At 40.5% G+C, this 23,746-nt stretch carries 23 protein-coding genes and 1 pseudogene; 6 read left to right on the top strand and 18 right to left on the bottom strand.

Annotation, left to right across the window (positions count from 1 at the left end; all coding sequences use genetic code 11):
* The first annotated feature begins 180 nt into the window (after positions 1-180).
* Positions 181-857, top strand: a pseudogene (locus IRT38_RS02905) (AAA family ATPase).
* Positions 858-1,058: 201 nt separating this feature from the next.
* On the opposite strand, the gene IRT38_RS02900 reads toward IRT38_RS02905, so the two are convergent.
* From IRT38_RS02900 to ribF, 5 genes are all read right to left on the bottom strand, one after another.
* The gene (locus tag IRT38_RS02900) at positions 1,059-1,601 is read right to left on the bottom strand and encodes an NADPH-dependent FMN reductase (RefSeq protein WP_194596915.1); all 543 of its coding nucleotides are present in this window, start codon (positions 1,599-1,601) and stop codon (positions 1,059-1,061) included.
* Positions 1,602-1,705: 104 nt separating this feature from the next.
* A complete protein-coding gene (locus IRT38_RS02895; RefSeq protein ID WP_004907359.1) occupies positions 1,706-2,188 on the bottom strand; it encodes a peptidylprolyl isomerase in 483 nt (160 codons plus the stop codon).
* Positions 2,181-2,720: a signal peptidase II gene (gene lspA / locus IRT38_RS02890; protein WP_194596914.1), complete on the bottom strand. Its 540-nt coding sequence runs from the start codon at positions 2,718-2,720 to the stop codon at positions 2,181-2,183. The genes IRT38_RS02895 and lspA overlap by 8 nt, the downstream gene beginning before the upstream one ends.
* Positions 2,713-5,550: an isoleucine--tRNA ligase gene (gene ileS / locus IRT38_RS02885; RefSeq protein WP_125299879.1), complete on the bottom strand. Its 2,838-nt coding sequence runs from the start codon at positions 5,548-5,550 to the stop codon at positions 2,713-2,715. The genes lspA and ileS overlap by 8 nt, the downstream gene beginning before the upstream one ends.
* 63 nt (positions 5,551-5,613) lie before the next feature.
* Positions 5,614-6,615, bottom strand: coding sequence for a riboflavin biosynthesis protein RibF (gene ribF / locus IRT38_RS02880; protein WP_194596913.1), 1,002 nt, complete (start codon positions 6,613-6,615; stop codon positions 5,614-5,616).
* A 207-nt stretch (positions 6,616-6,822) separates the two neighbouring features.
* On the opposite strand from ribF, the gene IRT38_RS02875 reads away from it, so the two are divergent.
* Positions 6,823-7,956: a TDT family transporter gene (locus tag IRT38_RS02875; RefSeq protein ID WP_194596912.1), complete on the top strand. Its 1,134-nt coding sequence runs from the start codon at positions 6,823-6,825 to the stop codon at positions 7,954-7,956.
* A 67-nt stretch (positions 7,957-8,023) separates the two neighbouring features.
* Positions 8,024-8,590, top strand: coding sequence for a 5'-nucleosidase (locus tag IRT38_RS02870; RefSeq protein WP_004956924.1), 567 nt, complete (start codon positions 8,024-8,026; stop codon positions 8,588-8,590).
* 45 nt (positions 8,591-8,635) lie between these two features.
* On the opposite strand, the gene IRT38_RS02865 is transcribed toward IRT38_RS02870, so the two are convergent.
* The 11 genes from IRT38_RS02865 to ubiG form a co-directional block, all read right to left on the bottom strand.
* Positions 8,636-9,247 (bottom strand): TetR/AcrR family transcriptional regulator, encoded by a 612-nt coding sequence (locus tag IRT38_RS02865; RefSeq protein WP_194596911.1) that lies wholly within the window; start codon positions 9,245-9,247, stop codon positions 8,636-8,638.
* Positions 9,248-9,490: 243 nt separating this feature from the next.
* The gene (locus IRT38_RS02860) at positions 9,491-10,282 is read right to left on the bottom strand and encodes an ABC transporter ATP-binding protein (RefSeq protein WP_194596910.1); all 792 of its coding nucleotides are present in this window, start codon (positions 10,280-10,282) and stop codon (positions 9,491-9,493) included.
* Positions 10,283-10,295: 13 nt separating this feature from the next.
* On the bottom strand, positions 10,296-11,087 hold the full coding sequence (ssuC, locus tag IRT38_RS02855; protein WP_194596909.1) for an aliphatic sulfonate ABC transporter permease SsuC: 792 nt from the start codon (positions 11,085-11,087) through the stop codon (positions 10,296-10,298).
* On the bottom strand, positions 11,084-12,259 hold the full coding sequence (gene ssuD, locus IRT38_RS02850; protein WP_194596908.1) for an FMNH2-dependent alkanesulfonate monooxygenase: 1,176 nt from the start codon (positions 12,257-12,259) through the stop codon (positions 11,084-11,086). The genes ssuC and ssuD overlap by 4 nt, the downstream gene beginning before the upstream one ends.
* A 32-nt stretch (positions 12,260-12,291) precedes the next feature.
* Positions 12,292-13,278, bottom strand: a complete 987-nt coding sequence (locus IRT38_RS02845) for an aliphatic sulfonate ABC transporter substrate-binding protein (RefSeq protein WP_194596907.1) — start codon at positions 13,276-13,278, stop codon at positions 12,292-12,294.
* 12 nt (positions 13,279-13,290) lie between these two features.
* Positions 13,291-14,283, bottom strand: a complete 993-nt coding sequence (locus IRT38_RS02840; RefSeq protein WP_194596906.1) for a sulfonate ABC transporter substrate-binding protein — start codon at positions 14,281-14,283, stop codon at positions 13,291-13,293.
* 310 nt (positions 14,284-14,593) lie between these two features.
* On the bottom strand, positions 14,594-15,949 hold the full coding sequence (gene argA / locus IRT38_RS02835) for an amino-acid N-acetyltransferase (protein ID WP_099949416.1): 1,356 nt from the start codon (positions 15,947-15,949) through the stop codon (positions 14,594-14,596).
* Positions 15,950-16,060: 111 nt separating this feature from the next.
* A complete protein-coding gene (locus tag IRT38_RS02830) occupies positions 16,061-16,441 on the bottom strand; it encodes an RcnB family protein (RefSeq protein ID WP_194596905.1) in 381 nt (126 codons plus the stop codon).
* Positions 16,442-16,590: 149 nt separating this feature from the next.
* Entirely contained in the window at positions 16,591-17,337 is a 747-nt protein-coding gene (locus IRT38_RS02825) for a YciK family oxidoreductase (protein WP_004907319.1), read from the bottom strand.
* Positions 17,338-17,367: 30 nt separating this feature from the next.
* Complete coding sequence (locus IRT38_RS02820) at positions 17,368-18,066, bottom strand: HAD family hydrolase (protein ID WP_075695949.1); 699 nt, start codon at positions 18,064-18,066, stop codon at positions 17,368-17,370.
* On the bottom strand, positions 18,066-18,779 hold the full coding sequence (ubiG, locus tag IRT38_RS02815; RefSeq protein WP_004907314.1) for a bifunctional 2-polyprenyl-6-hydroxyphenol methylase/3-demethylubiquinol 3-O-methyltransferase UbiG: 714 nt from the start codon (positions 18,777-18,779) through the stop codon (positions 18,066-18,068). The genes IRT38_RS02820 and ubiG overlap by 1 nt, the downstream gene beginning before the upstream one ends.
* Positions 18,780-18,948: 169 nt before the next feature.
* On the opposite strand from ubiG, the gene IRT38_RS02810 reads away from it, so the two are divergent.
* Entirely contained in the window at positions 18,949-19,569 is a 621-nt protein-coding gene (locus tag IRT38_RS02810; RefSeq protein ID WP_004907312.1) for a thiol:disulfide interchange protein DsbA/DsbL, read from the top strand.
* Between the two features lie 52 nt (positions 19,570-19,621).
* Here IRT38_RS02810 and IRT38_RS02805 read toward each other — a convergent pair whose 3' ends face one another.
* A complete protein-coding gene (locus IRT38_RS02805; protein WP_004907310.1) occupies positions 19,622-20,260 on the bottom strand; it encodes a TetR/AcrR family transcriptional regulator in 639 nt (212 codons plus the stop codon).
* A 106-nt stretch (positions 20,261-20,366) separates the two neighbouring features.
* On the bottom strand, positions 20,367-21,017 hold the full coding sequence (locus tag IRT38_RS02800; protein ID WP_004956897.1) for a TetR family transcriptional regulator: 651 nt from the start codon (positions 21,015-21,017) through the stop codon (positions 20,367-20,369).
* 427 nt (positions 21,018-21,444) lie between these two features.
* Here IRT38_RS02800 and IRT38_RS02795 point away from each other — a divergent pair, with 427 nt between their 5' ends.
* Both IRT38_RS02795 and IRT38_RS02790 read left to right on the top strand, forming a co-directional pair.
* Positions 21,445-22,485, top strand: a complete 1,041-nt coding sequence (locus tag IRT38_RS02795) for a ferredoxin reductase (RefSeq protein ID WP_136700110.1) — start codon at positions 21,445-21,447, stop codon at positions 22,483-22,485.
* A 29-nt stretch (positions 22,486-22,514) separates the two neighbouring features.
* On the top strand, positions 22,515-23,705 hold the full coding sequence (locus IRT38_RS02790) for a fatty acid desaturase family protein (protein ID WP_194596904.1): 1,191 nt from the start codon (positions 22,515-22,517) through the stop codon (positions 23,703-23,705).
* Positions 23,706-23,746 lie beyond the last annotated feature (41 nt).

The raw sequence follows: 23,746 nt of genomic DNA, 5'->3' as shown, positions 1-23,746 counted from the left end.
TAACCTAACAGTTAGGGGTGTTTTTTATTGAATTTTTAAAATTTATAAAGAAAATTAAGGTGAGTACAGTTTAGTCTGGCTTTTGCATATGACAGCTTAAGACGTTCATAAATGAATTAAGGTATTTTTTAAACTTAAAATCTAGCATGCTATAACAAATAATAAATTTCCCAATATTTTATGCAAGAAAGACCTTATATTCGAGCTGTAAAGTTTAAGTCGCCTGAGTCTTTGGATTGGGCTAGCTACCCTTATGTCGTACCAGCTGTTAACGATTTAGAAAGCATCAAGTTTCACCCACAAGTAACTTTCTTTGTCGGTGAGAATGGTTCAGGGAAATCGACCATTCTTGAGGCCTTAGCACTTGCTTTGGTTTTTTCAGAAGTTTGCATCAGGCGATTCGAACGATAAAAAGCTATAAGAAGCCTCAAGATTATTACTTTTTACGTGCCGAGAGCTTCTATAACGTTGCAACCTATATGAAGCAAGTCGGCTATCTAATTGAGTACGGTGGAGATATACACTTATGCTCGCATGGAGAGGCTTTCTTAAAATTATTAACAATCAAATTAAAAGGGAAAGGTTTATACCTTTTAGATGAACCAGAAGCAGCCTTGTCTCCAACGATGTTGATGACAACCTTATCGGTTTTAGATCGTTTATGTCAGGAGCAATCTCAATTTATTATTGCTACCCATTCTCCTATTTTATTGGCTTATCCAAATGCCAAAATTTATCAGTTTTCGGACACAGGGATTAGAGAGATATCTTATGAGGAAACAGAACATTTTAGAGTGACAAAGGATTTTTTAAATAATTATCAAAAAAGAATTCAGCAATTGCTAGAGAAAGAATAGATAAAAAGAAGCCCCATCATCCTGACGGGGCTTCTTAGTATTCAGTTTCTGGTCGTTTATATTCCTTATCAACGACCGCTTCCTGCGTATCTTGTTATTTTCGATGAGACTTCCTGTCTCTTTATGCATCTTATATTAGCGCTCAAGTCAACAGTGGAATAGACGTGAATCTACCTGATCAATGTACGCCTAGACGTACAATTAGGCGATATTATATTTCTGTAATTTGGCAACGAGTGCTGCTAATCCTTTTACTTCAAATTCATTGGCTTCAAATTTTTCGTCTTTATTACGTTTAAAGATGTCGCGAATTTCAATCACTGCATTTGGATCAATAATTCCTAAGCTTGAACTTACTTGACGAATTTGGCTAATTGAACGTGAACCATTGGTTGAACCATAGCCGATAAAAGCTGCTGGTTTGCCTTGCCATTCTTTACCGACATAATCTAAGGCATTCTTGAGTGCTGGGCTATAACCATGGTTATATTCAGGGCTAATAAATATGAATCCTTGTGCTTGAGCAATTTTATCTGCCCAAGCTTGCTGTTTAGGCTGATCATAGATACCTGTTGCGGGTGGGTGAGCACCTGCAAATAACGGTAAATCCCATTCTTTAAGATCGACGATTTCTGTTTGAAGATTATTTAACGTGAGCTCAGAGATTGCTTGTTGTACCCAGTTTGCAACTTTAATTGCAGTTCGACTTTCACGAACACTGCCGACAATAATATAAATGAGCATATTTAAATTCCTATGTGTTATTGCTTTGATTTAAAAATGAATGTTTTTATGATCTTATACAATTCTTTAGCGTTAAAAAAAGCTCTCATTTGAGAGCTTTTGTGTTACATCAATTTGATGCCTTGCTGACCTGCTGGGGTCACTTTAAAGATTTCAACTTCAAAGGTAATATTTTTACCAGCAAGTGGATGATTAAAGTCAATCTCTGTGATGTCATCATTGACTGATTTTACGATGCCAAACAAGGTTGCTTTAGCTTTATCTTCAAATTCAATCATATGCCCGATGATAGGGCGTTGTTCAAACTTCACGGTATCAAAAGTTTGAATATTTTCAGGATTCCATGGACCAAATGCATCTTCTGGCGGTAAATGTACAGTACGACGATCGCCTGCACGTAAACCAAATAATGCCTTTTCAAATCCAGGGAGTAGGTTGCCATCCCCAATGACTAGACTAACAGGCTCTTCACGACCACGGGTATTATCAATTTCAACACCATTTTCGATCGATACTGAAAAATGTAAATCAACTTTTGAACCATCTTCAATCCGAATTTCTTCGTTTGGTTGGATAATTTCAGACATTTTTTGTTTCCGCATTTTGGATACGTTTCTTTTCAAGGAAGAAAGTATCAATAAGTAGCAGGATTGTTCCTAAGGTAATCGCACTATCTGCAATATTAAAAGCAGGGAAGTGACTGTCTTGATAATAGACATGAATAAAGTCAACGACATAACCCAATGAGACGCGGTCTATAAGGTTGCCTATAGCACCACCGAGAATTAATGCAATTGCAATCGGAAGGATGATCATTTTTTTTGGCATTTTCATTAACCAAAAAATAAAGATAATCGAGACAAAGCCTGCTAAAGAAGTAAAAAAGTAACGTTGCCAGCCACCAGCATCAGAAAGAAAACTGAATGCAGCACCATAGTTATGCAGTAATGTCCAATTCAGGAAAGGTAATACAGGAACAGGATCGGCATAGTTTAAGTGTGTACTTGCAATCCATTTTGTCCATTGATCTAACACAATGGCAAGGACTGAAAGTCCAAGCCACATGAGATTATGAGGATAAAACTGGAACAAGCCTTTTTTTGCTTGTGTATTAGGCATACTTTCTCACTTCGCCACTACCAGTGACATTGACGATACAACGAGCGCATAAACCAGCATGACCAACGTGGGTATTCACGTCTGGCAATACATGCCAGCAACGTACACATTTTTCACCATCAGCCGCAGAAACTTTGACACGTAATCCTGTTAAGTCAGTGCTTTCACCTTGTTCAGCATACGGGTAAACGATGACTTGAGACGTGATCAAGACGAAACGTAATTCATCAGCCAACTGATTTAATAATGTTTGTAATGCTTCATCTGCCCAAAGTTCAACTTTTGCAGATAAGTTACTACCAACGAGTTTAGCGTTACGTGCTGCTTCAATCTGTTTATTTACTGCTGATTTTACGCTAATCAATGTTTGCCAATCTGCTTCTGAAAGCAAATTTGCTGTTGATGCCGTTGGGATGTCATACCATTCAGCAGTAAATACATATTTCTCAGTTTGCTCTGGGATCAATGGCCAAGCTTCTTGAGCTGTAAAGCTCAGGATTGGTGACATCCAGCGTACAAAAGCTTGTACTAAATGATACAGCGCAGTTTGTGCTGAACGGCGAGCTTGTGAATCCGCTTTGGTTGTGTACTGACGATCTTTGATGATGTCGAGATAGAAACCACCTAAGTCATTGATACAGAAATTGGTCAATGCATTAGTTACAATGTGGAAGTTCATCTCTTCATAGGCTTGCTGAATGGTTTTTTGTACTTCAGCCGCGCGTTGCAAGATGTATTGGTCTAATGCGATCAATTCGTTTACAGGTAAAGCATCTGTTGATGGCTTGAAACCATTTAAGTTTGCCAACAAGAAACGTAAAGTGTTACGGATACGACGATAACCATCAGACGCACGGCTAAAGATTTCTTTACCTGCGGTCATTTCATAGCGATAGTCAGCCGAAGCAATCCAGAAACGTAAACCATCTGCACCCATATCTTTGATGATGTCTTGTGGGGTGATGATGTTGCCTAATGACTTGGACATTTTACGACCTTTCTCATCCACGACGAATCCGTGAGTGAGTAGACCTTTATACGGTGCACGTTCATTAATCGCAATTGAAGTTAACAATGACGATTGGAACCAGCCACGATGTTGGTCAGAACCTTCAAGATACAGATCTGCAGGGTCTTGTAACTCTTCACGTTCACGCAACACTGCATAATGTGTAGTACCTGAGTCAAACCAAACGTCAAGTGTATCGCGTACGGCATTGTACTGTTCAGCATCTGCGCCAATGAAGTCGCTAGCATCGCGGTTATACCAACCATCAATACCTTCTTGTTCGATCAGTTTAGCGACTTCTTCAATGAGTTCAGGTGTACGAGGGTGTAATGCATTAGTATCTTTGTGTACAAAGAATGGGATTGGTACGCCCCAAGTACGTTGACGTGAGATACACCAGTCAGGACGACCTTCGATCATCGATTGAATACGATTTTTACCCCAATCTGGAACAAATTCGATGTCATTTTCAATCGCATTTAAAGCAGTTTGACGTAAACCTTTGGCATCCATGCTGATAAACCATTGTGGTGTTGCACGGAAGATAATCGGTGTTTTATGACGCCAGCAATGTGGATAGCTATGTTTAATCGGCTGATGTGCCCATAAACGACCTACAGCACCCAAAGCTTCGATAATTTTTGGATTGGCTTTGTAGATGTGCTCACCCGCAAAAATCGGTGCAGTTGGTAAATATACGCCATTACCACCGACTGGATTATCGACTTTTAGATTGTATTGCAGACCGACTTTATAGTCGTCCACACCGTGTCCAGGAGCAGTGTGTACGGCACCTGTACCGCTAGTCGCAATTACGTGCTCACCAACAATTACTGGGACTTGACGATCAGTAATTAAAGGATGTTGTAATAATAGCTTCTCGATGACAGCGCCTTTAAAATCAGCCAATACAACTGGATTTTCGAGCTTGTAACGTTCGATTGCTGATTCAACTAAATCTTTGGCAAGAATGAAGTTTTGTGAGCCTCGTTCAGTGCTTACTTGTACCAGTTGGTAGTCAATGTCGGCATGTACTGCAACAGCTTGGTTGGCAGGTAAAGTCCACGGTGTAGTTGTCCAAATGACAATATCAGTCACATCTTGAACATCAATACTTAGACGTGCGCTTAAATCTTTAAGATCAACAACCGTAAAGCCAACATCAATTGCATCAGATTTTTTGTCTTCGTATTCAACTTCTGCTTCTGCAAGTGCAGAACCACAGTCCAAACACCAGTTCACAGGCTTCAAACCTGGTTCAATATGACCCGCTTTAGCAATCGCCCCCAAAGAGCGTACGATGTCAGCTTCTTGTTTGAAGTTCATGGTGAGGTAGGGATTATCCCAGTCACCAAACACGCCCATACGCACGAAGTCTTTTTTCTGTAACTCGACTTGTGTGTAAGCATATTCACGGCAGGCTTTGCGGAAGGTAGAGGCGTCGACCTTGACACCAACCTTACCCACTTTTTCTTCGACTTTAAGCTCAATTGGTAAGCCGTGACAGTCCCAACCTGGAACATAGGGCGCATCAAAGCCATCCATAACGCGGCTTTTGATGATGATGTCTTTTAGAACTTTATTGACTGCATGACCTAAGTGGATTTGACCATTGGCATATGGAGGGCCGTCATGAAGTACATATTTTTTCTTGCCAATACGCGATGCGCGAATCTGCTGATAAATGTTGTCGGCATACCACTCTTCTAACCATTTGGCTTCACGCACAGCCAAATTTGCTTTCATCGCAAATTCAGTATCAGGCAAATTGAGTGTGGCTTTATAATCCACTGCATTTTCAGGAGTTTGCTTATCGCTCATGCAAGTTTTCTTCCAGTTTTATCAGTCTAAACTGACATGTTCTACAAAAATGAAATTTAAAATTTAAAAAGGAAATTCTGGTGTACGCTTACGATAGTCTCGTAGTTTTTGTACATCATCATCGATCCCAGCTTTGAGTGCTTCAAGCGAAGGGTAATTCAGTTCGCCATGTAAATAGTGAAGAAAAGTTACCCGCATCAATAGGCCATACAGATTAGCAGAAACATCAGGGAAATGTACTTCTAATCGCCACTCTGGATGATCTTGTTGAATAGCTGGACGTGTCCCGACATGACCTGCACCAAACAAACTATCAGCTTGATAACCAGCAATTCCATTCAACTCAGTATCTATATGTTGAATTTTTGCTGTGAGAGAAGCATTCTCACATACCACGTCCACCGCATAAATACCACTTAAACACGGTTTATGGCGATTTAAACGGACATTAATCGTTGGAAAATCAAGGGTACGTCCAATCTGATCGCCATATTGCACACGACCTGTAATGCTGTATGGACGACCCAATAATTTAGCAGCTAAAGCAAGATCACCTGCTTGTAAAACTTGACGAATACGAGTTGAACTCACACGTTCACCATTTAAAGCCACTGTATTTAAATTAGTGACGTCAAATCCATAATCACGTAGGAATTCGCTATTGCCTTGGCGGTCTTTACCAAAATGAAAGTCATCACCTAATACTAAGCTTTGAGCATTGAGTTTTAATTTGAGTAGCTCAGCAAATTCGGTTGCATTAAGACTTCTAAAATACTGATCAAACTTGGCGACAGCAATATAATCCACCCCTAACTCAGTTAAATATTCTACTTTTTCTCTGAGCGAGCTAATACGTGGTGGTGCGTCATAACCTTTAAAAAATTCAAGCGGTTGTGGCTCAAAAATCATCACTAATGTTTTTAAGCCTTTGGCATTTGCCAATGTTTTCAGTTGAGCAATCATCGCTTGGTGACCCAGATGGACACCATCAAAATTGCCAATCGTTACCGCGCTCGGAGGTAACTGAAAATCTGGCGATAATGCGTTGAGACGAAGCAACTTCATGGGCGTTAAATTCAGTGAATTTTGCAAAGGCTATATATTGCCATATTCTCAGCGATTCGTCTTGTTGTTGTGTTTTTACGCAAGGAAATTTCAATATTTAAACGCAATATATCATTTTTATTGATTCATTAAATAAAAATAAATCAATTTTTCTTATTAGTTGGATCGCTTAAGATAGCTTAATCGTCGCTATAGATCGAGAAAGAGATGAAAAAGCCATTTTATCAGTTAGAACAAAGCAGAGATGTGATTCGCCATTTTACCCCAAACTGGTTTACCGCCACGATGGGAACAGGTGTGGTAGCGATGATTTTAGCACAGCTGCCTTTTGCTTCATCAATCTTGTTTATGCTTGCGACTAAATTATGGCAGTTCAATATCTTACTATTTATCACTTTCAGTATTCTTTATGGCTTGCGTTGGATTCTATTTCCAACTGAAGCAAAACAGATCTTTAACCACCCAAACATGAGTTTGTTTTTAGGTGCGATACCGATGGGACTAGCGACGATTGTGAATGGTTTCTTGAGCTTTGGAGTGCATTTATATGGCGATATTGCGATTCAGATAGCGACTTATCTTTGGTATCTCGATGTATTTCTTGCGGTGTTGATTGCCTGGGTGGTGCCATTTTGTATGTTTAGCTGTCAGGACCATCAATTGCAACGTATGACTGCGGTTTGGTTGTTGCCAATCGTGGCATGTGAGGTGGCTGCGAGTTCTGCAGGATTACTATTACAGCATTTGGCCGCGGATCAGCATGCTTTAGCGATCTTGATCACGGGGTATGTATTGTGGGGGATTTCTGTATTGCCTGCTTTTGCAATCTTAACCATTTTAATGTTACGTCTGGCTTTGCATCAGTTGCCTGAAAAAGAAGTCGCGATTTCTAGCTGGTTATGTTTAGGACCGATTGGAACAGGGGCATTGGCTTTGTTGTTACTCGGTCAGCAAGCTCCACGTATTTTGAATGCTGTTGGATTAGAAGAATTGGCGACAATAGTGCCAGCCATAGGCGTCATTGGTGGTTTGGTGTTATTGGGCTTTGGCTTGTGGTGGTTTGGCATCGCGGTTTTAACGACTGTACGTCACGCGCGTACAGGGATTCCTTTTAACCTTGGTTGGTGGGGGCTGACTTTCCCATTTGGTGTATTTATTTTAGCGATCTTTAATTTGGCGCATCAGTTACAGTTCAATTTCTTTACGTATATTGCTGTAGCTTTGAGTATTGTTTTGCTAGCGTTATGGGCTTTGGTGATGAAAAAAACAGTGGTTGGTGCATATAGTGGTCAACTATTTTTCTCTCCTTGTTTGGTCGCCTTACAGCAAAAGATGCAATAAGATAATCGTTGTGCAAGAGCACACCTTTTTATGTGTGTTGGCTTTAATCTGAATAGAGTATGTGGTTATGAATGCTGATGTTGCTTTGATGATGGCACTGCCAAATGAATCAAAAGGTCTATTTGAGCAAGCTGGAATTGAAGTTCACTATAGTGGTATCGGTAAAATTAATGCAGCATTCAAGGCATTTGAGGTAATCCAAAAAACGGGATGTAAAACCTTGATCAACTTGGGTAGCGCTGGAAGCTCTCATTTTAATGCACATAGTTTAGTTGAGGTGACGACTTTCGTGCAGCGTGATATGGATGTATCACCCTTGGGCTTTGCGGTCGGGGTCACGCCTATGGATGAACATTTACCTGCTGAGATTCATACACCAGCCTATTTTGAATATTTACCTAAAGGGATTTGTGGTACGGGTGATTCATTTGAAACTGGGGTTCCGAAGGTTCATTGCAATTTAGTAGATATGGAAGGTTATGCTCTGGCAAAGGTGTGTCAAAAACTTGGGGTGCGGTTGATTTCAGTAAAATATATTACGGATGGGGCAGATGATACTGCTCATTTAGACTGGGAAGAAAACCTATTGGTAGGAGCACAAAAACTGCTCGCTTTGTATCAAGCTCACTTCTAATAAAAAAGCCCATCGATCGAGATGGGCTTTTTTTAATGGGCTAATTTAGCGAGGGATCACACCATAAAGCATCATATGCACGGTATGTTCAATCGTGCGTTGGTACATGCTGCGATTGCGTAAAGTTTTGCCTGTCACCATCTCCATTTGTGTAGCAAAATCCGCATAATTCTGCGTAATTGACCAAATGTTAATAATTAACAGTTCTGCATCGATTTCTTTTGAGATTTTCCCTTGTTCCTGCCAAGTTTGGATCACTTTAGTTTTGCGTTTAAACAGCTTTTTCAAAGGTCCTTTTAAGATCGGCAAGATATGTGGAGCACCTTGGATGATCTCTAAAGCAAACAAACGAGATGCTTTAGGTTGGTCGCGTGAGCTTTCGAGTTTTTGAATGAGATAGTCAGTAAGTGCTTGAGTAGGCTCAAGTTCTGCTTCTAAAATTTGCAAAGGTGCAAGCCATTTCTGTAATACAGTTGTCAGCACCTCAACATAAAGCGATTCTTTATTTTCATAGTAATAGAAAATATTCGATTTATGCATATTTGCAAGTTGTGCAATCTCATCCAAACTTGCGCCGCTGAACCCATAGACGGAAAAAACATCTAGGGCAGCATTCAGCAGTTGATTGCGCTTTTGTGTACTTTTTTTCTGTTCCATCTGCGAGCTTGATTCAAAAAATGTCCTTGACATTGTAAGATAAATTCATATATCTGTGCACAAGAACACATTTTTTTTAGCAAAAATCGTTCAGTTCTTAGATTAACGGTAACGTTCTGTTGATTAACGGTAACGTTCTGTTGATTAACGGTAAAAACTGACCATTTTGGGTATCTTCTGCCGCTTATTTTGTAGACAAAAACAGAACGATCACTCATTTTTCTTAGTCGTAAAACATATAGCTCAAGTGGCTAAAACAGCCTCTAAAACCTGCTGTTCTAGGCGTGTGAAGGCAATATTCTTAATGCGTGGACGAGCCAAATCTACGTTGAAACTCTGTTTAATGTGACCTTGATCGAGCAAGATAATACGATCTGCCAGTTGAACGGCCTCACTAACATCATGGGTCACTAAAATAGCGGTAAAACCTTGCTCATTCCAAAGTTGTTCGATGAGATTTTGCATCTCTAATCGTGTGAGCGCATCTAATGCACCTAATGGCTCGTCCAGTAGTAGAATGCGAGGCGCATGCGATAGAGCACGCGCTAAAGCAACACGTTGACGTTGTCCCCCTGAAAGTTGAGTGGGCCAATGTTCGGCTTTATCTTTTAAGCCCACTTTTTCTAGCAATTGCTCGGTAAATTTATATTTTTCTTTGGCTAATCCAAGTTGCGTATTTTTCAATACACTTTTCCATGGTAGTAGACGTGGATCTTGAAACATGACCCTAATATCAGCATTGGTAATCCCTTCTCTAAAATGGCGTGCAGATTGATATTTGATTTCGCCATAACTTGGTTTTTCCAGTTGGGCGATTAAACGTAACAAGGTGCTTTTACCACAACCACTACGTCCAACAATTGCAACAAATTCACCTGCTTGAATATCTAAATCTAGATCTTCTAATACTTTGACATCACCATAATATTTATAGAGTTGCTCAATTTGAATAGCAGCCCCATTGGTATTGTCATCCTTTGATAGTGAGTCTTGGGTGCGAGATTCACTTAAGAATTTTAGGTTGAGATTCGTCATAAATTGATCCTTTTTATTTTTGATAGCCTGCATGCCAACGCAATAAATAACGTTCTAATATCTGTGCAAAAACATCAGCTAGTTTTCCAAGTAGGGCATAGAGCAAAATGCCGACCAAAACGATATCTGTTTGTAAAAATTCACGTGCATTCATAGTCATATAACCAATACCAGATTGCGCTGATATCGTTTCAGCTACGATCAGAAGCACCCAAACCAAGCCGAGTGAAAAACGAAAACCGACTAAAATCGAAGGCATGGCCCCAGGTAAAATAATTTCTTTATACAGTTGCCAGCGACTCAGACCATAACTTTTTCCCATTTCGATTAGTTGAGGGTCAACAGAACGAATACCGTGATAAGTGTTGATATAAATTGGGAAAAACACACCGACTGCAACTAGAAATAATTTGGCTGTTTCGTCAATACCGAACCATAAAATAACCAATGGAATCAGTGCTAAAGCAGGGATATTGCGGATCATTTGTAGAGTGGTATCGAGTAAGGTCGACGCGATCCGTGATGAACCATTCAACAACCCGAGCAGTAGACCTAGTCCGCCTCCGATGAGTAATCCTAGTAATGCCCGTCCAGCGCTGACCTTTACGTGCTGCCAAAGCTCGCCACTAATTAGTAAGTGCCAAAAGGCACTCACTACAGCGGTCGGTGCAGGAAGAACACGACTTTGCAAGAGACCCGAACTTGATGCAACTTGCCATATCACGATCAGTAAAATAGGGAATAGCCACGGTAAAAGATTGGTAAAAATGGGTTGTGTTCCACGTGAAACATGATGCGTAGTCATGCGGTCTCCTTGTTTAACAATTTAGGCTGTTTGGCTTCGGGCACATAATTGTTGGCAATAATTTCACCGAAGGGACCTGTTAAATGAGGTTGTGCAAGTTTCTCTCGTGTTTTTAGTGGTAATAACGGAAACACCAATTCTGCAAAACGGATTGATTCTTCTAAATGTGGATAGCCTGAGAAGATAAAAGTATCGATACCCAACTCAGCATATTCTTGAATACGAGCAGCAACAGTTTCTGGATCACCAACCAAGGCTGTGCCTGCGCCACCACGGACTAAACCGATACCCGCCCATAAGTTTGGTGAGACCTCCAACTGATCTTTACGCCCACCGTGCAGGGCTGCCATGCGCTGCTGGCCGACAGAGTCCATTTGTGCAAATTTTTTCTGCGCTGCTGCAATAGTCTCATCATCTAAATATTGAATTAATTCATCGGCTGCAGCCCAGGCTTGTTGGTTAGTCTCGCGTACTATCACGTGTAAACGGATTCCATAATTCAAGCTACGACCCTTTGCCGCAGCCTTAGCTTTTAAATATTCGATTTTGTCTTTTACAGCAGCTGGTGGTTCACCCCATGTTAAATAGGTATCCACTTGTTCCGCAGCAAGTTCAGTAGCATCTTCTGATGAGCCGCCAAACCAAAGGGGAGGATAAGGTTTTTGCACAGGTGGGTACAAAAGTTTGGCATCGTCAACGCTTAAGCGCTCACCATGAAAAGTGAATGATTCACCAGTATGTGATCGGCTTAGGATTTCACGCCAAATTTTTACATATTCAGATGCTGTTTGATAACGCGTACTATGGTCTTCATATAAGCCATCACCTTTGAGTTCTTGCTCATCACCACCAGTCACAAGATTCAATAAAATACGACCATTTGATAAGCGATCAAATGTGGCAGCCATTCGTGCAGCGAGTGCAGGCGTCGTGATTCCTGGTCGAAGTGCGACTAAAAATTTAAGCTGTTTTGTGGCATCGATGAGGCTTGCTGCGGTGATCCAAGGGTCTTCACAAGAGCGACCAGTTGGAATTAATACTCCTGCATAGCCAAGATTATCTACAGCAACCGCAATCTGTTTCATATAAGCATGATCGACTTGACGAGCACCCTTGCTGGTGCCTAAATAACGACTGTCACCGTGAGTGGGAATAAACCAAAAAATATTCATGTCGATGTTCCTTATGAAAGTAAAATAAGCATTTATTTGGCAGACCAAACGCTGCGCTGAACGTCAATTTGCACAGTGATCAATTGCTCTTGTTGAAATAAATCGGCAATCTCTTGTTGGTGGAGAATTACCTCTGTTGTGAGAGGACGAACAGGCGAAGGTTTTGGTCTTTTGTCTAAAACACGTTGAGCAACTTGACTATCTAAGCCTGTACTGCCTGCATAGATTTTTAAGGCTTGATCTTGGTGTTTTACGATCCAGTGATCTGCATCATTGATCGCATTTATGACTTTCTGTACAGCTTGAGGATGCTTCTGGATGAAATTTGGGTTGCCAATATAAAAAGAATAAGTGGTTGGGAAAGATCGCCCATCAATCAACGTTTTGGTATGACCCTGTAATTCCGCAGTGCCCAAATAAGGTTCCCAAATTGCCCAAGCATCTACCGCTTGTTTGTCAAATGCAGCACGTGCATCAGAGGGCGGTAACCAAATGGGTTCGATATCTTGCCAAGACAATTGAGCTTTCTGTAAGGTCTTAGCGAGCAGCTCATGTGCACTAGAACCTCTTTGCACAGCAATTCGTTTACCTTTCAAATCTTGTAGTGTATTGATTTGGCTATTGGGGTGAACCAATATGGCTTGTGCAGTAGGTGCGACAACTTCATAAGCCACATAAGTTAATGGCTTGGCAGCTGCTTGAGCAAAAATAGGTGGTGTATTTCCAACAGAACCAAAATCGACAGCACCAACAGCCAATGCTTCAAGTAATTGTGGACCTGCAGGAAATTCACGCCATTCAATTTTGGCATTTGGAAAGGCTTGCTCGAATAATTTCTGTTGTCTTGCGACCAGTAGATTCAGCGAAGATTTTTGGAAGCCGATAGAAAGTGTTTTTACTGCGCTATTTTCAGTAGAGCTCGCAGTGTCTGCCGACGGCTGTTCGATTTTTTGACAGCCTCCGATTGTCGCTGCCGCGATCAATACACCCAAAATTGAAACTTTAGAAAACACCTTCATCGAGATCTCCAATTATTTAACATCGTTTTTTAGGATGGCATCTTGGATGACAAGCTGATTTGGAATAAGTTTTTGCGCAAAAAATGCATCAGCAACGTATTGTTGTTCTTTAGCGACTTTTTCAGAGATTGGTTGAACACCGAAACCCATACGAGAGATTGATGTTTTTAAAACCGCAAATTCCAGCCCTGTCGGTTTTTCGAGTAATTTAGCTGCGTCATCAGGATGTGCTTTGACCCAGTCAGTTGTTTGATTCAAAGTAGCAACCAAAGTTTTCAAAACTGCTGGATTGGATTCAGCAAACTTACGATCAGCCAAATAGAATTGATGATTACTAACCAGATGTTCACCGTTCGCAATTACTCGAGCTTGGATTTGATGTTCTGCAGCAGAGAAGAATGGGTCCCAAATCACCCAAGCATCGACGGCACCTTTTTCAAAAGCAGCACGGGCATCAGAAGGAGGGAGATAAACGGGTTGAATGTCATTGAGCGTGAGGTTATGCGCTTCAAGCAGTTTTAATAAAAGATAATGAACGTTTGAACCTTTGTTTAAAGCAACACGTTTACCCTTCAAATCTTGTATTGATTGAATCGGTGAATTTTTCTGCACAATCAGAGCTTCAGCAGTAGGTGCAGGTGGTTGGTTTGCAACGTAAACTAAGTTAGGGTTCGCTGCTTGAGCAAAGATAGGTGGTGCTTCACCTGCTTCACCAAATACTACGCTCCCAACATTTAAACCCTCTAAGAGTTGAGGACCCGCTGGAAACTCGACCCATTTAATATTCACACCCTGAGCAGCAAGACTTTTTTCTAATTCACCTTTTGCTTTGACAATCGGCAAGATGCCATATTTCTGGAAGCCGATGTTTAATGTTGTGGTTTCTTGTTTTGTTTCTGCTTGCTGCTCAGGTTTTTTAGCACAACCAGAAATACCCAATAAGCTGCCAAGACTTGCAGCAAGAAGTGTGTATTTTAGCCATGAAGAATGGATTGAAATGTTCATAGTGGTTGTGCTCCCCGTAAATCCAAAAAGATCTAAATAAGTGAGCAACTAAACTAGAACGCTTTTTATTGCAGAAAAAATAAATAATCAGGCTTTAGTTATCAGTAAAAAGTGCAAAATAGAAAAAAGAATAAGTTTAGTGATTTATTGAATAATGAAAGAATTAAAAAATCTCACCTAAGCTAATGTTTATTATGTCTTTTAAATTTTATTTAAGGTTTTAGATCAAATTAAATTAAAACAATAATCACAGTATTGAGCGATTCGAAGATATCTTTATCAGAAATAAAAATATCTTCACGTACTGGAATTAGTTCAATGCTTTTTTAAACACAAGTGAATTTCTTTGATAATTATAGAGCGCTTGGCGAGCGTTGGGTAAGTCATCCACAGTGGCAGGAATAAATCCTTGCTCTAAAAACCAGTGGCCTGTTCGAGTGGTGAGAACGAATAATTGTTGTATACCTTGCTGTTTGGCTTTGCTTTCCAAGAATTGCAGAATTTGGCTGCCACGATTGGATTTTCGATAGCTAGAATCGACTGCAACACAGGCAATTTCCGCTGAACGAATTTCATCGTCCTGTGCAGGTATTGGATACAATGCAGCGCAAGCCAAGATCATGCCATCTCGTTCAATCACTGCAAATTGTTCAATCTCACTCTCAAGACGTTCCCGAGAGCGATAAACCAAAATACCTTCTTGTTCGAGTGGACGAAGTAGATTAATGAGACCACCAACATCATGGATATTGGCAATTCGAACTTCTTCATAATGTGCATCGGTAATCATGGTACCTATACCATCACGAGTGAATAACTCTTCGATCAATGCGCCATCATAAGCATAAGAAATTAAATGTACACGATGAACCCCTGATAAAGAGGCTTGTTGAGCTTGTTTTAAATGTAATGAAAATTCAGGATTATTTGCTTGGAACTGTTGAATATACGGTTCAAGTTGACGAGGACTTAGTTCACGAAGCAAGTGCTGTTTTTGATTCATTAAACCTTGTTTTTCACCCAAGAAAATGAGTTTATCGGCTTTAATCGCAGTTGCAGTTTTGGTTGCAACCTCCTCAGCCAGTAAATTAAACACCTCACCTGTAGTGGAGTAGCCTGTCGGTCCTAGCAACACAATATTGTGATTATCTAAATGACGCTGAATTGCATCTGTATCGATTGAACGTACATCACCTGTCAGTTGGAAATCGATACCATCACGAATACCATAAGGTTTTGCGGTGACAAAATTACCCGATACAACATCAATACGGGCGCCGTACATCGGTGAGTTCGCAAGGCCCATAGACAGTAGTGCTTCGATTTCTAAGCGAATCGAACCAACAGCATTCATAACGCCGCGTAAAGACTCGCGTGTCGTTACACGACGATTTTGATGAAAAGGTGTTTCAATTTTGCGTTCAAGCAAATTTTGATTAATTTGAGGACGTGCACCATGTACTAGGATCAGACGAATACCTAACGAGTGCAGCAAGGCAATATCATGGATGATATGTTGGAAATTATCATGTTGAACCGCTTCACCGCCAAACATCAGGACGAATGTTTTATCACGATGAGCATTAATATAAGGTGCTGAATGGCGAAACCAATGTACATAATCTTGCGCTGTACTATTTGAAGTTTCAGTGATTTGGTTCGCCATATCGATCTCAGATTTACTGCAATTTATTTGATTCTAACCAAAAAAAGCAAAAGATAAATCTCTTAGTACCGTTGTGGCGAATTTAAATTGCTCAACTGAGGTTTCAAAGGTTTAGAAACCGACAATACGTATAATACTATTATCATCGGAATTGACTAGAATGTAGTCATTATTGATTTTATACCATTGTTCATTTCGACCCGGTTTCGGAAGATTATTTTGTTTATAATCGACTTTATAACCATTACCTCGATAATGTTGAGGCATCACATAACCTGCTTGCCAGCGATGTTGTTTCAAACGTTCAACACCACGTTCTTCGCGCATACGACGTTCACGCATACGATTTTCATTATCCGAGTTATCTAAACCACGACCTTGCCAACCACCTCGCGAGTCTTCTCCCCGATCAAAGTGTGGACCTGCGATGCTGTTCATACTACTGAATACAGCGGTTGAACCTAAAACAAAGATAATGAAAATTTTTTTCATGATGCACCTTAGTGACTTCGGATGTCTCTCATGTGAAAACTGTAACTTAAAAATGCAGAGAAACTGTGAAGATCAATTCATGATTCGTTTAAAACTATGAAGATTCCTTCAGCAGCCTCTCTCACTCATCCATTAGAATTTTTATCATTCTAGCTTTGAGCATCTATGCTTTGACCATTCATTTCTAAACTGTCATCACCCATCAAATATAAATAGGCAGGCATGATGCTATCCGGTGTTGGTAAAACCTTTGGATCCTCTTCAGGATAGGCTTTTGCTCGCATGGCTGTTCGCGTCCCACCAGGATTGATGCAGTTGAATCGAATATTCGGATACGTGTTTTCAGCTGCAAAAATTTTACTCATCGCTTCAATCGCGACTTTTGAAACGGAGTAAGCCCCCCACAATGCACGAGCTTCTCGACCTACACTTGAACTGGTAAATACAACTGAAGCGCGATCAGACTTTTCGAGTAAAGGTAATAATGCTTGAGTTAATGCAAAAGGCGCTCTTAGATTAACGGCCATAACATCATCCCAAACATCTACAGGATAATGTGCTAATTCGACGCGATCACCTAACATGCCTGCATTATGTAAAATACCGTCTAAACGACCAAACTGTTGCTCGAGTGTGTCGACCAATAGCTCATAGTCATGGCTTGATGCGGTAGACAGCTGTAAAGGTAAAATTGCAGGTTGAGGTGCACCTAAGCCCTCAATTTCATCATAAATAACTTCAAGCTTATTCAGTGTGCGACCATGTAATACGACGGTAGCGCCATGCAAGGCATAACTAATAGCAGCCGCACGCCCAATTCCATCACCCGCACCTGTAATCAGAATAATGCGGTCTTTTAATAGATCAGGACGAGGTTGATATTCTGAATATTTCATTGTTATGCCTCCTATAATTATCTTTAATGCTTAACCCATCATACGCTGATTTTCTGACAAAACAGTGATTTTCTGTTTGAGCAATTCATGTAATTCCGGAACTGTTTGGATAATCGCATCTGCATTCCACGCATCAAGGTCGTCACGTGATTCAATTGGTAAATAACCATACGCTGCCAAAATCGTATACATACTCGCATTACGACCTGCATCGATATCACGAGGATGGTCACCAACATAGATGATTTCTTCGGCAGCAATTTGAAGTTGTTTTGCAGCCAAATACATCGGTTCAGGATCTGGTTTAGTATTTCGAACATCTTCGGGGCAAACCAAGACTGAACAACGTGAGCTGAGATTTAACTCTTTAAGCAATGACTCACTCAGACCACGTGGTTTGTTGGTTACGATACCCCATGGAATTTGTTTTGCTTCTAGCTCTTCGAGTAAAGGGTACATACCATTAAAAAGGTCTGTATCTACAACGATATTTTCACCATATACATCTAAAAAGCGTTGGCGATGAGCGAGAAACACAGGATCAGTCACGTCTAACTCTGGATAAACCAATTTCACCATGGCTCGAGCGCCTTCTGACACTTGAGTTCGAATTAACTCTGCATCAACAACTGGACGTTGTTCATCACGACACATCTGTTGAATGATGCGAATAAAGTCAGCCGCAGTGTCTATGAGCGTTCCATCAAGATCGAATAATACCGCTTTCATTAGGCACCTGTATTGGTAGTATGAACCATATAATTCACATCGACATTTGGGGCTAACCAATAGTGTTTGGTGATTGGATTATAGTGAAGACCAATCATTTCTTTTAAGCTAAGACCAGCGTTGCGAATATCATGCGCCATTTCAGATGGGCGAATGAATTTATGATAATCGTGCGTGCCTTTTGGTAGTAAACGTAACACGTACTCAGCGCCAATGATCGCAAACAAATACGATTTAGGATTACGGTTGATCGTTGAAAAGAATACATGACCGCCTGGTTTCACCAAACTTTGACATGCTTTTACAATCGAAGCTGGATCAGGCACGTGCTCCATCATTTCCATGCATGTGACAACATCGTATTGACCTGCTTGCTCTAGCGCAAGCTGCTCAACAGGGATTTGGCGATATTCAATGTTTTGTACATTTTCTTGTTGTGCGTGTAGACGACCGACCGCGAGCGGGGCTTCGCCCATATCAATACCGAGAACATCTGCACCACGGCGTGCCATGCTTTCTGCGAGAATGCCACCACCGCATCCGACATCCAAAACTTTCTTGCCTGCCAATCCACCTACACGCTCATCAATCCAGTTTAAACGTAATGGGTTAATTTGATGGAGTGGGCGGAATTCAGAATGTTGATCCCACCATTTGGCAGCCAGTGCTTCAAATTTTGCGATTTCTTGTGGGTCAACATTCAATTGCGACATGGTGTCACCTCTATTTATTGGCATAATGATCTAGGTCTAGTGTAGCGATTCTTGAAAAAAAAGCGATAAATCCTATAAAAAACTTCACAGAAGCAAAACGAATTGATCGTGTTTGATTTATATTTAGCATATAAACTTACGAAAAATGCTTAGAGGAAAAGCAAACTCAATGAAAAAGTTAGTATTAGGTGGTTTAAGTGCGGTTGCAATGGCGTTTTCAATGAATGCTATGGCGGCTAATTTTGTTGCTGGTAAAGATTATACTGTGGTTGCGAATCCAGTGAAGACCGCTGCACCAGCAGGCAAACTCGAAGTACGTGAATTCTTTTGGTACGGATGTCCACATTGCTTCAAACTTGAGCCACATATGCAAACGTGGTTAAAGAAGATTCCAAGTGATGTTTATTTCTTACGTACACCTGCTGCGATGAATAAAGTATGGGAGCAGGGCGCACGTGGTTACTACGTTTCTGAAGCGCTTGGCGTACGCAAGAAAACCCATATTCCATTGTTCCATGCGATTCATGAAGGTGGTCAACAAATCTTTGACCAAGCTTCTCAAGCAAAATTCTTTGCACGTTATGGTGTGCCAGAACAGAAATTTAACAGTATGTTCAATTCATTCCCAATTACTGCAAAAATTGCTGAATCTAACAAATTAGCTCAACAATATCAGTTGACGGGTGTTCCAGCAGTTGTAGTAAATGGCAAATATGTGGTGCAAGGTGAAGATGCTAAAGTGACTCAAGTCGTTGACTTCCTACTTGAGAAAGAGCGTAAAGCTAAATAATTGGCATGCTTCGATCATAAAAAAAGGACTGTGATGACAGTCCTTTTTTTATTTAAGCGTTTTCATCGAGCTGAAATTCTTTTAGATCGATCTGTACCGTTTGAGTAGGTAAAGATAGCGCTTGGCTGACATAGAGATTAATCAGTTTTTGGCGAGAGCCAATTGAACGTTGGTAATAGCTTGAGTTCAATAATAGTGCTGCGCCATAAGTCAGAGACCAAATATAAGATAAATAGTCTCGAATCGACATATCGTAGTTCTGTGATTTTAAATATTTTTCAGTCATGTCTTTGAGTGAAACAATACGTTGTTGGCGAACAGCGTATAGTTCATCAAACAAATGTTTGAGTTTCGACTCCGTCATGGTCAGATGTTCTTCTAACTGATGCAAAAGAATCGTACGACTCGGCGCCGTTAAATGATGCAGCATATAACGAGGGGCATATTCTTTGAAATCTGTATTGTACTGATCCGAAATCTTGAGAATTTCTTTTTCATTTTGAATGATCAGTTCAAGTAACAATTCATTTTTGCTACGGAAATGCTTATATAAGGTGCCTTTAGCGATATCCAGTTCGGCAACCAGTTCATCGAGGGTCATTTCTTGGTTGTTTTCTAATAATAGCTTTTCCGCAACCTGCAAAATTTTTTCTTTACGTATTAAGAACTGAGTATGACGATCAGGATTCATGATGCTTTTAAGCTCCTCATAGTGTTCTAAACGGCATCGCGCTATTGTCTAATGCATCATAACGCTTAGCAATGCTTTTATATATCAACCTTTCATATTGATATGATCAAGCGTTTTGAGGTTCCCAGTTTGAGATCCCACGAAATAGTAAGCGCACTTGAGTCGCTGCATTATCGATAAATAAATTTTGCTGTTCTAACAAATGATCAATCGTGAACTGTTTGGGTAAGTTGATCCATGTCATCGCCCATGTAAAGGACATATTAATCAAAATCGTTGATAAGACTTGGAGGTCTTTGGCTTCTTTAATATGTTTGAAGGTTTCGAGTTTGCACAGGTCAATGGCAAGATCTTCAATCAAAAATTCGATTTCACGGGCAATCGCAATTCGTACTGTTTCAGAACCACCCCAACGTTCAGCGATCATAAATTGCCACTGTTGAGGGCTATGATTTACTGCTTGGACAAACAACTCAATGCTGGTTCGTGTTTTGGCAGACCCGCTGTGTTGTAAATAACTTTGCCCCAGTTGATGAATCAGGCTTTTGAGATGCAAAGAAACTTGATCAACGAGTTCTTGCCCTAACGCTTCCATGTCTTGGAAATGACGATAAAACGCCGTTGGTACTAAACCAACTTCGCGAGCCACTTCACGCAAACTGATACTACTAAATGAGCGTCCAGAAGTACTGAGATGGAGTGCTGCATCAAGCAGAGCTTGTCGGCTCTGTTGTTTTCGTTCATCTCTAATCGACATGAAAAAGATCCATTGAATTCATACAGCAGAGTCTAGCAAAAAAAACATGATTTTTTTAGCCCTGAGCGAGGATTAAACAAAGCAACTTTGTCCTGAGAGGTGTCTAAAGCCTAGCAAGAAAATGAGCAGCTAGGCTGCAAATAGAATTTATACCAATACTTTCTTTGTTCTCATAACCATTTAATGCCTGTTAAGAAGTGAAGTTGCCAAGCGAGAATAGAAACATGTTTTGTTAGGGCTAGATTTGTTGATTAATCCATTATTTTTTTCTCGTCATTTTAGCGATTTATAAAAAAGTATTAAAAATAACCAAAAATTAGTGAACAAGTGTTGACTCAGTGAACACAAATTAATATAGTGTACACATGTTCACTATATGAACATTTGTTCACTCAATATAAATAGCCAGATACAAAACGAGGAACGTATGAACGCTAAGTTAAATTATCAACCGCATTGGGTTCGTGAAGATTTTGTTGATTTTATCCTTGCAAAGGTTAACCCGATGTGGACTTTGCGCCGCATTATGGCAAAAATCGAAGCGATTGAGCCCATTGCAGATGAAATGATCAAGGTCACTTTAAGCAGTAACAATAAATTTACAACCTATCAGCCTGGTCAATTTGTGATGGTGACGGTTCGTATTGATGGTGTGCTGCATCAACGAGCGTATAGCTTGGTGAGTTCACCAAGTCACGACAAATTGGTATTGGGTATAAAAAAACAAGGTCGTGTATCTAACTATTTAGCTAACAGCGCACGTGCTGGTGATGTGATTGAAATTACTCAGGCGATGGGCGAATTTACGCTAAAAGACTTTGATACAGAAGAAGGTAAACAACCAATTCTTTTGGTATCTGCAGGTAGTGGTATTACGCCGATTATTCCGATTGCGAAACAGGCTTTAGCACGTTCAAATCAACCTGTAACGTTGATTTATTACTCACGTGATCCAGCGTTCCGTACTGAATTGGAAACACTGGCAGCAGAATACGCGCACTTTAACCTACACATTATTGTCGATAGTGCTGAACAACCAGCTTATTTTGATGAAGAAACTTTGGATCGTTTGTGTGCTGATGCTGCTCAACGTCAAACCTATGTGTGTGCTGCTCCAGGGTTGATGAAAGCGACACGTCAAATCTGGGCGAAACGTGGTTGGTTAGACCGTTTAACGCAAGAAAGCTTCTTGCCAGTGACGATGGATGTGGATGCTCAAATCCAACCAGTCAATTTCCGCCGCAGTATGCAAGAGTTTGAAGGCCGTGGCAACCTATTGGCCAGTGCTGAAGCTGCGGGTTTGAAACCATCTTTTGGTTGTCGTATGGGGATTTGTAATACCTGTGTTTGTACCAAGGTTAGCGGTGCAGTGAAAAATCTACTTACAGGTGAAATCGATAACCAAAACAATGTGCAAATTAAGTTGTGTGTGAGTGAAGCGGTGAGTCCCGTTGAGATTGACCTTTAATTCATATTGACCAGATAGAGAATAATATTATGAACATGATGACAGTAAATCCGACTAAAACGATTCCTCCAATCAAATTTGGCGGTAATACAAGCCGTGCATTAACACCAGAAGAAGTACAAGAGTTTGGCCGTAAGATTGAAGCCATCCGTACTGAAACCATGGCTAAAATTGGCAAAGAAGATTCTGATTATATTTATAAAGTACGTAACTTTGTACGCTACACCGAAATTGCGTCACGCGGCATGTTGATGTTTGGTGGTTGGATTCCACCTGTATGGTTATTAGGTACCGTTATGCTAGGCGTATCTAAAATTGTTGAAAATATGGAACTTGGTCATAATGTGATGCACGGTCAGTTTGACTGGTTAAACGATCCAACCTTGAACGGTGCAACCTATGATTGGGATACCGTGTGTACTGGTGAGGACTGGAAATATACCCATAACTATAAGCACCATACCTATACCAATGTGGTTGGCATGGATCATGACATTAGTGGTTATGGCGTGATGCGTATGAGTCGTGAGCAAAAGTGGGAACCTCGCTTTTTGTTTAACGTACCAACGGGTTTTGTATTATCTACGGGTTTTGAATGGCTATTGGCTTTACAACGTCTAGAGATGGAAAAAGTATTATTTGATGGCACCAAAACTTGGAAAGAAGTGTATGTAGAATCCAAAAATCTACGTAAAAAGATGATACGTCAGTTTGGTAAAGATTATGTGCTGTTCCCATTGATTGCTGGCCCAATGTTCTTGCCAGTATTAGCGGGTAACTTTGTTGCCAATTTGATTCGTAACTACTGGGCATCGACCGTGATTTATTGTGGTCACTTCACAGAAGACTCTGAAATTATCACTGACAATATTGATAATGAAACCAAAGCAGAGTGGTACTTGCGTCAGATTCGTGGTTCAGCAAACTTTACTGGCGGTAAAATCATGCACTTCTTGAGTGGCAACTTGAGTCATCAAATCGAACATCACTTGTTCCCAGATGTACCTGCCAACCGCTATCAAGAAATGGCTCCTAAAGTACGTGCAGTCTGTGCAGAGTTTGGTCAACAGTACAATACAGCGCCGTTTGGATCTCAAATTGTGAGTGTGTATAAACGTCTGGCGATTCACTCTTTGCCTGACAATGTGGTAGACCGTTTGGTGGCGATCAAAGATAGCTTTGTTGACGCAGTGAAAAGCATGTTTGGTAAAGCTGCTTAATTAAGATAGAGCATTGTTTGAGTCATTAAGCGATGCTCTTT

The sequence above is a fragment of the Acinetobacter sp. SK-43 genome (genome assembly GCF_015351505.1).
In the GTDB taxonomy this organism is placed as follows: domain Bacteria; phylum Pseudomonadota; class Gammaproteobacteria; order Pseudomonadales; family Moraxellaceae; genus Acinetobacter; species Acinetobacter junii.
Note: the sequence above shows the minus strand (reverse complement) of the source record. Positions and strands in the feature narration are given on the sequence as shown.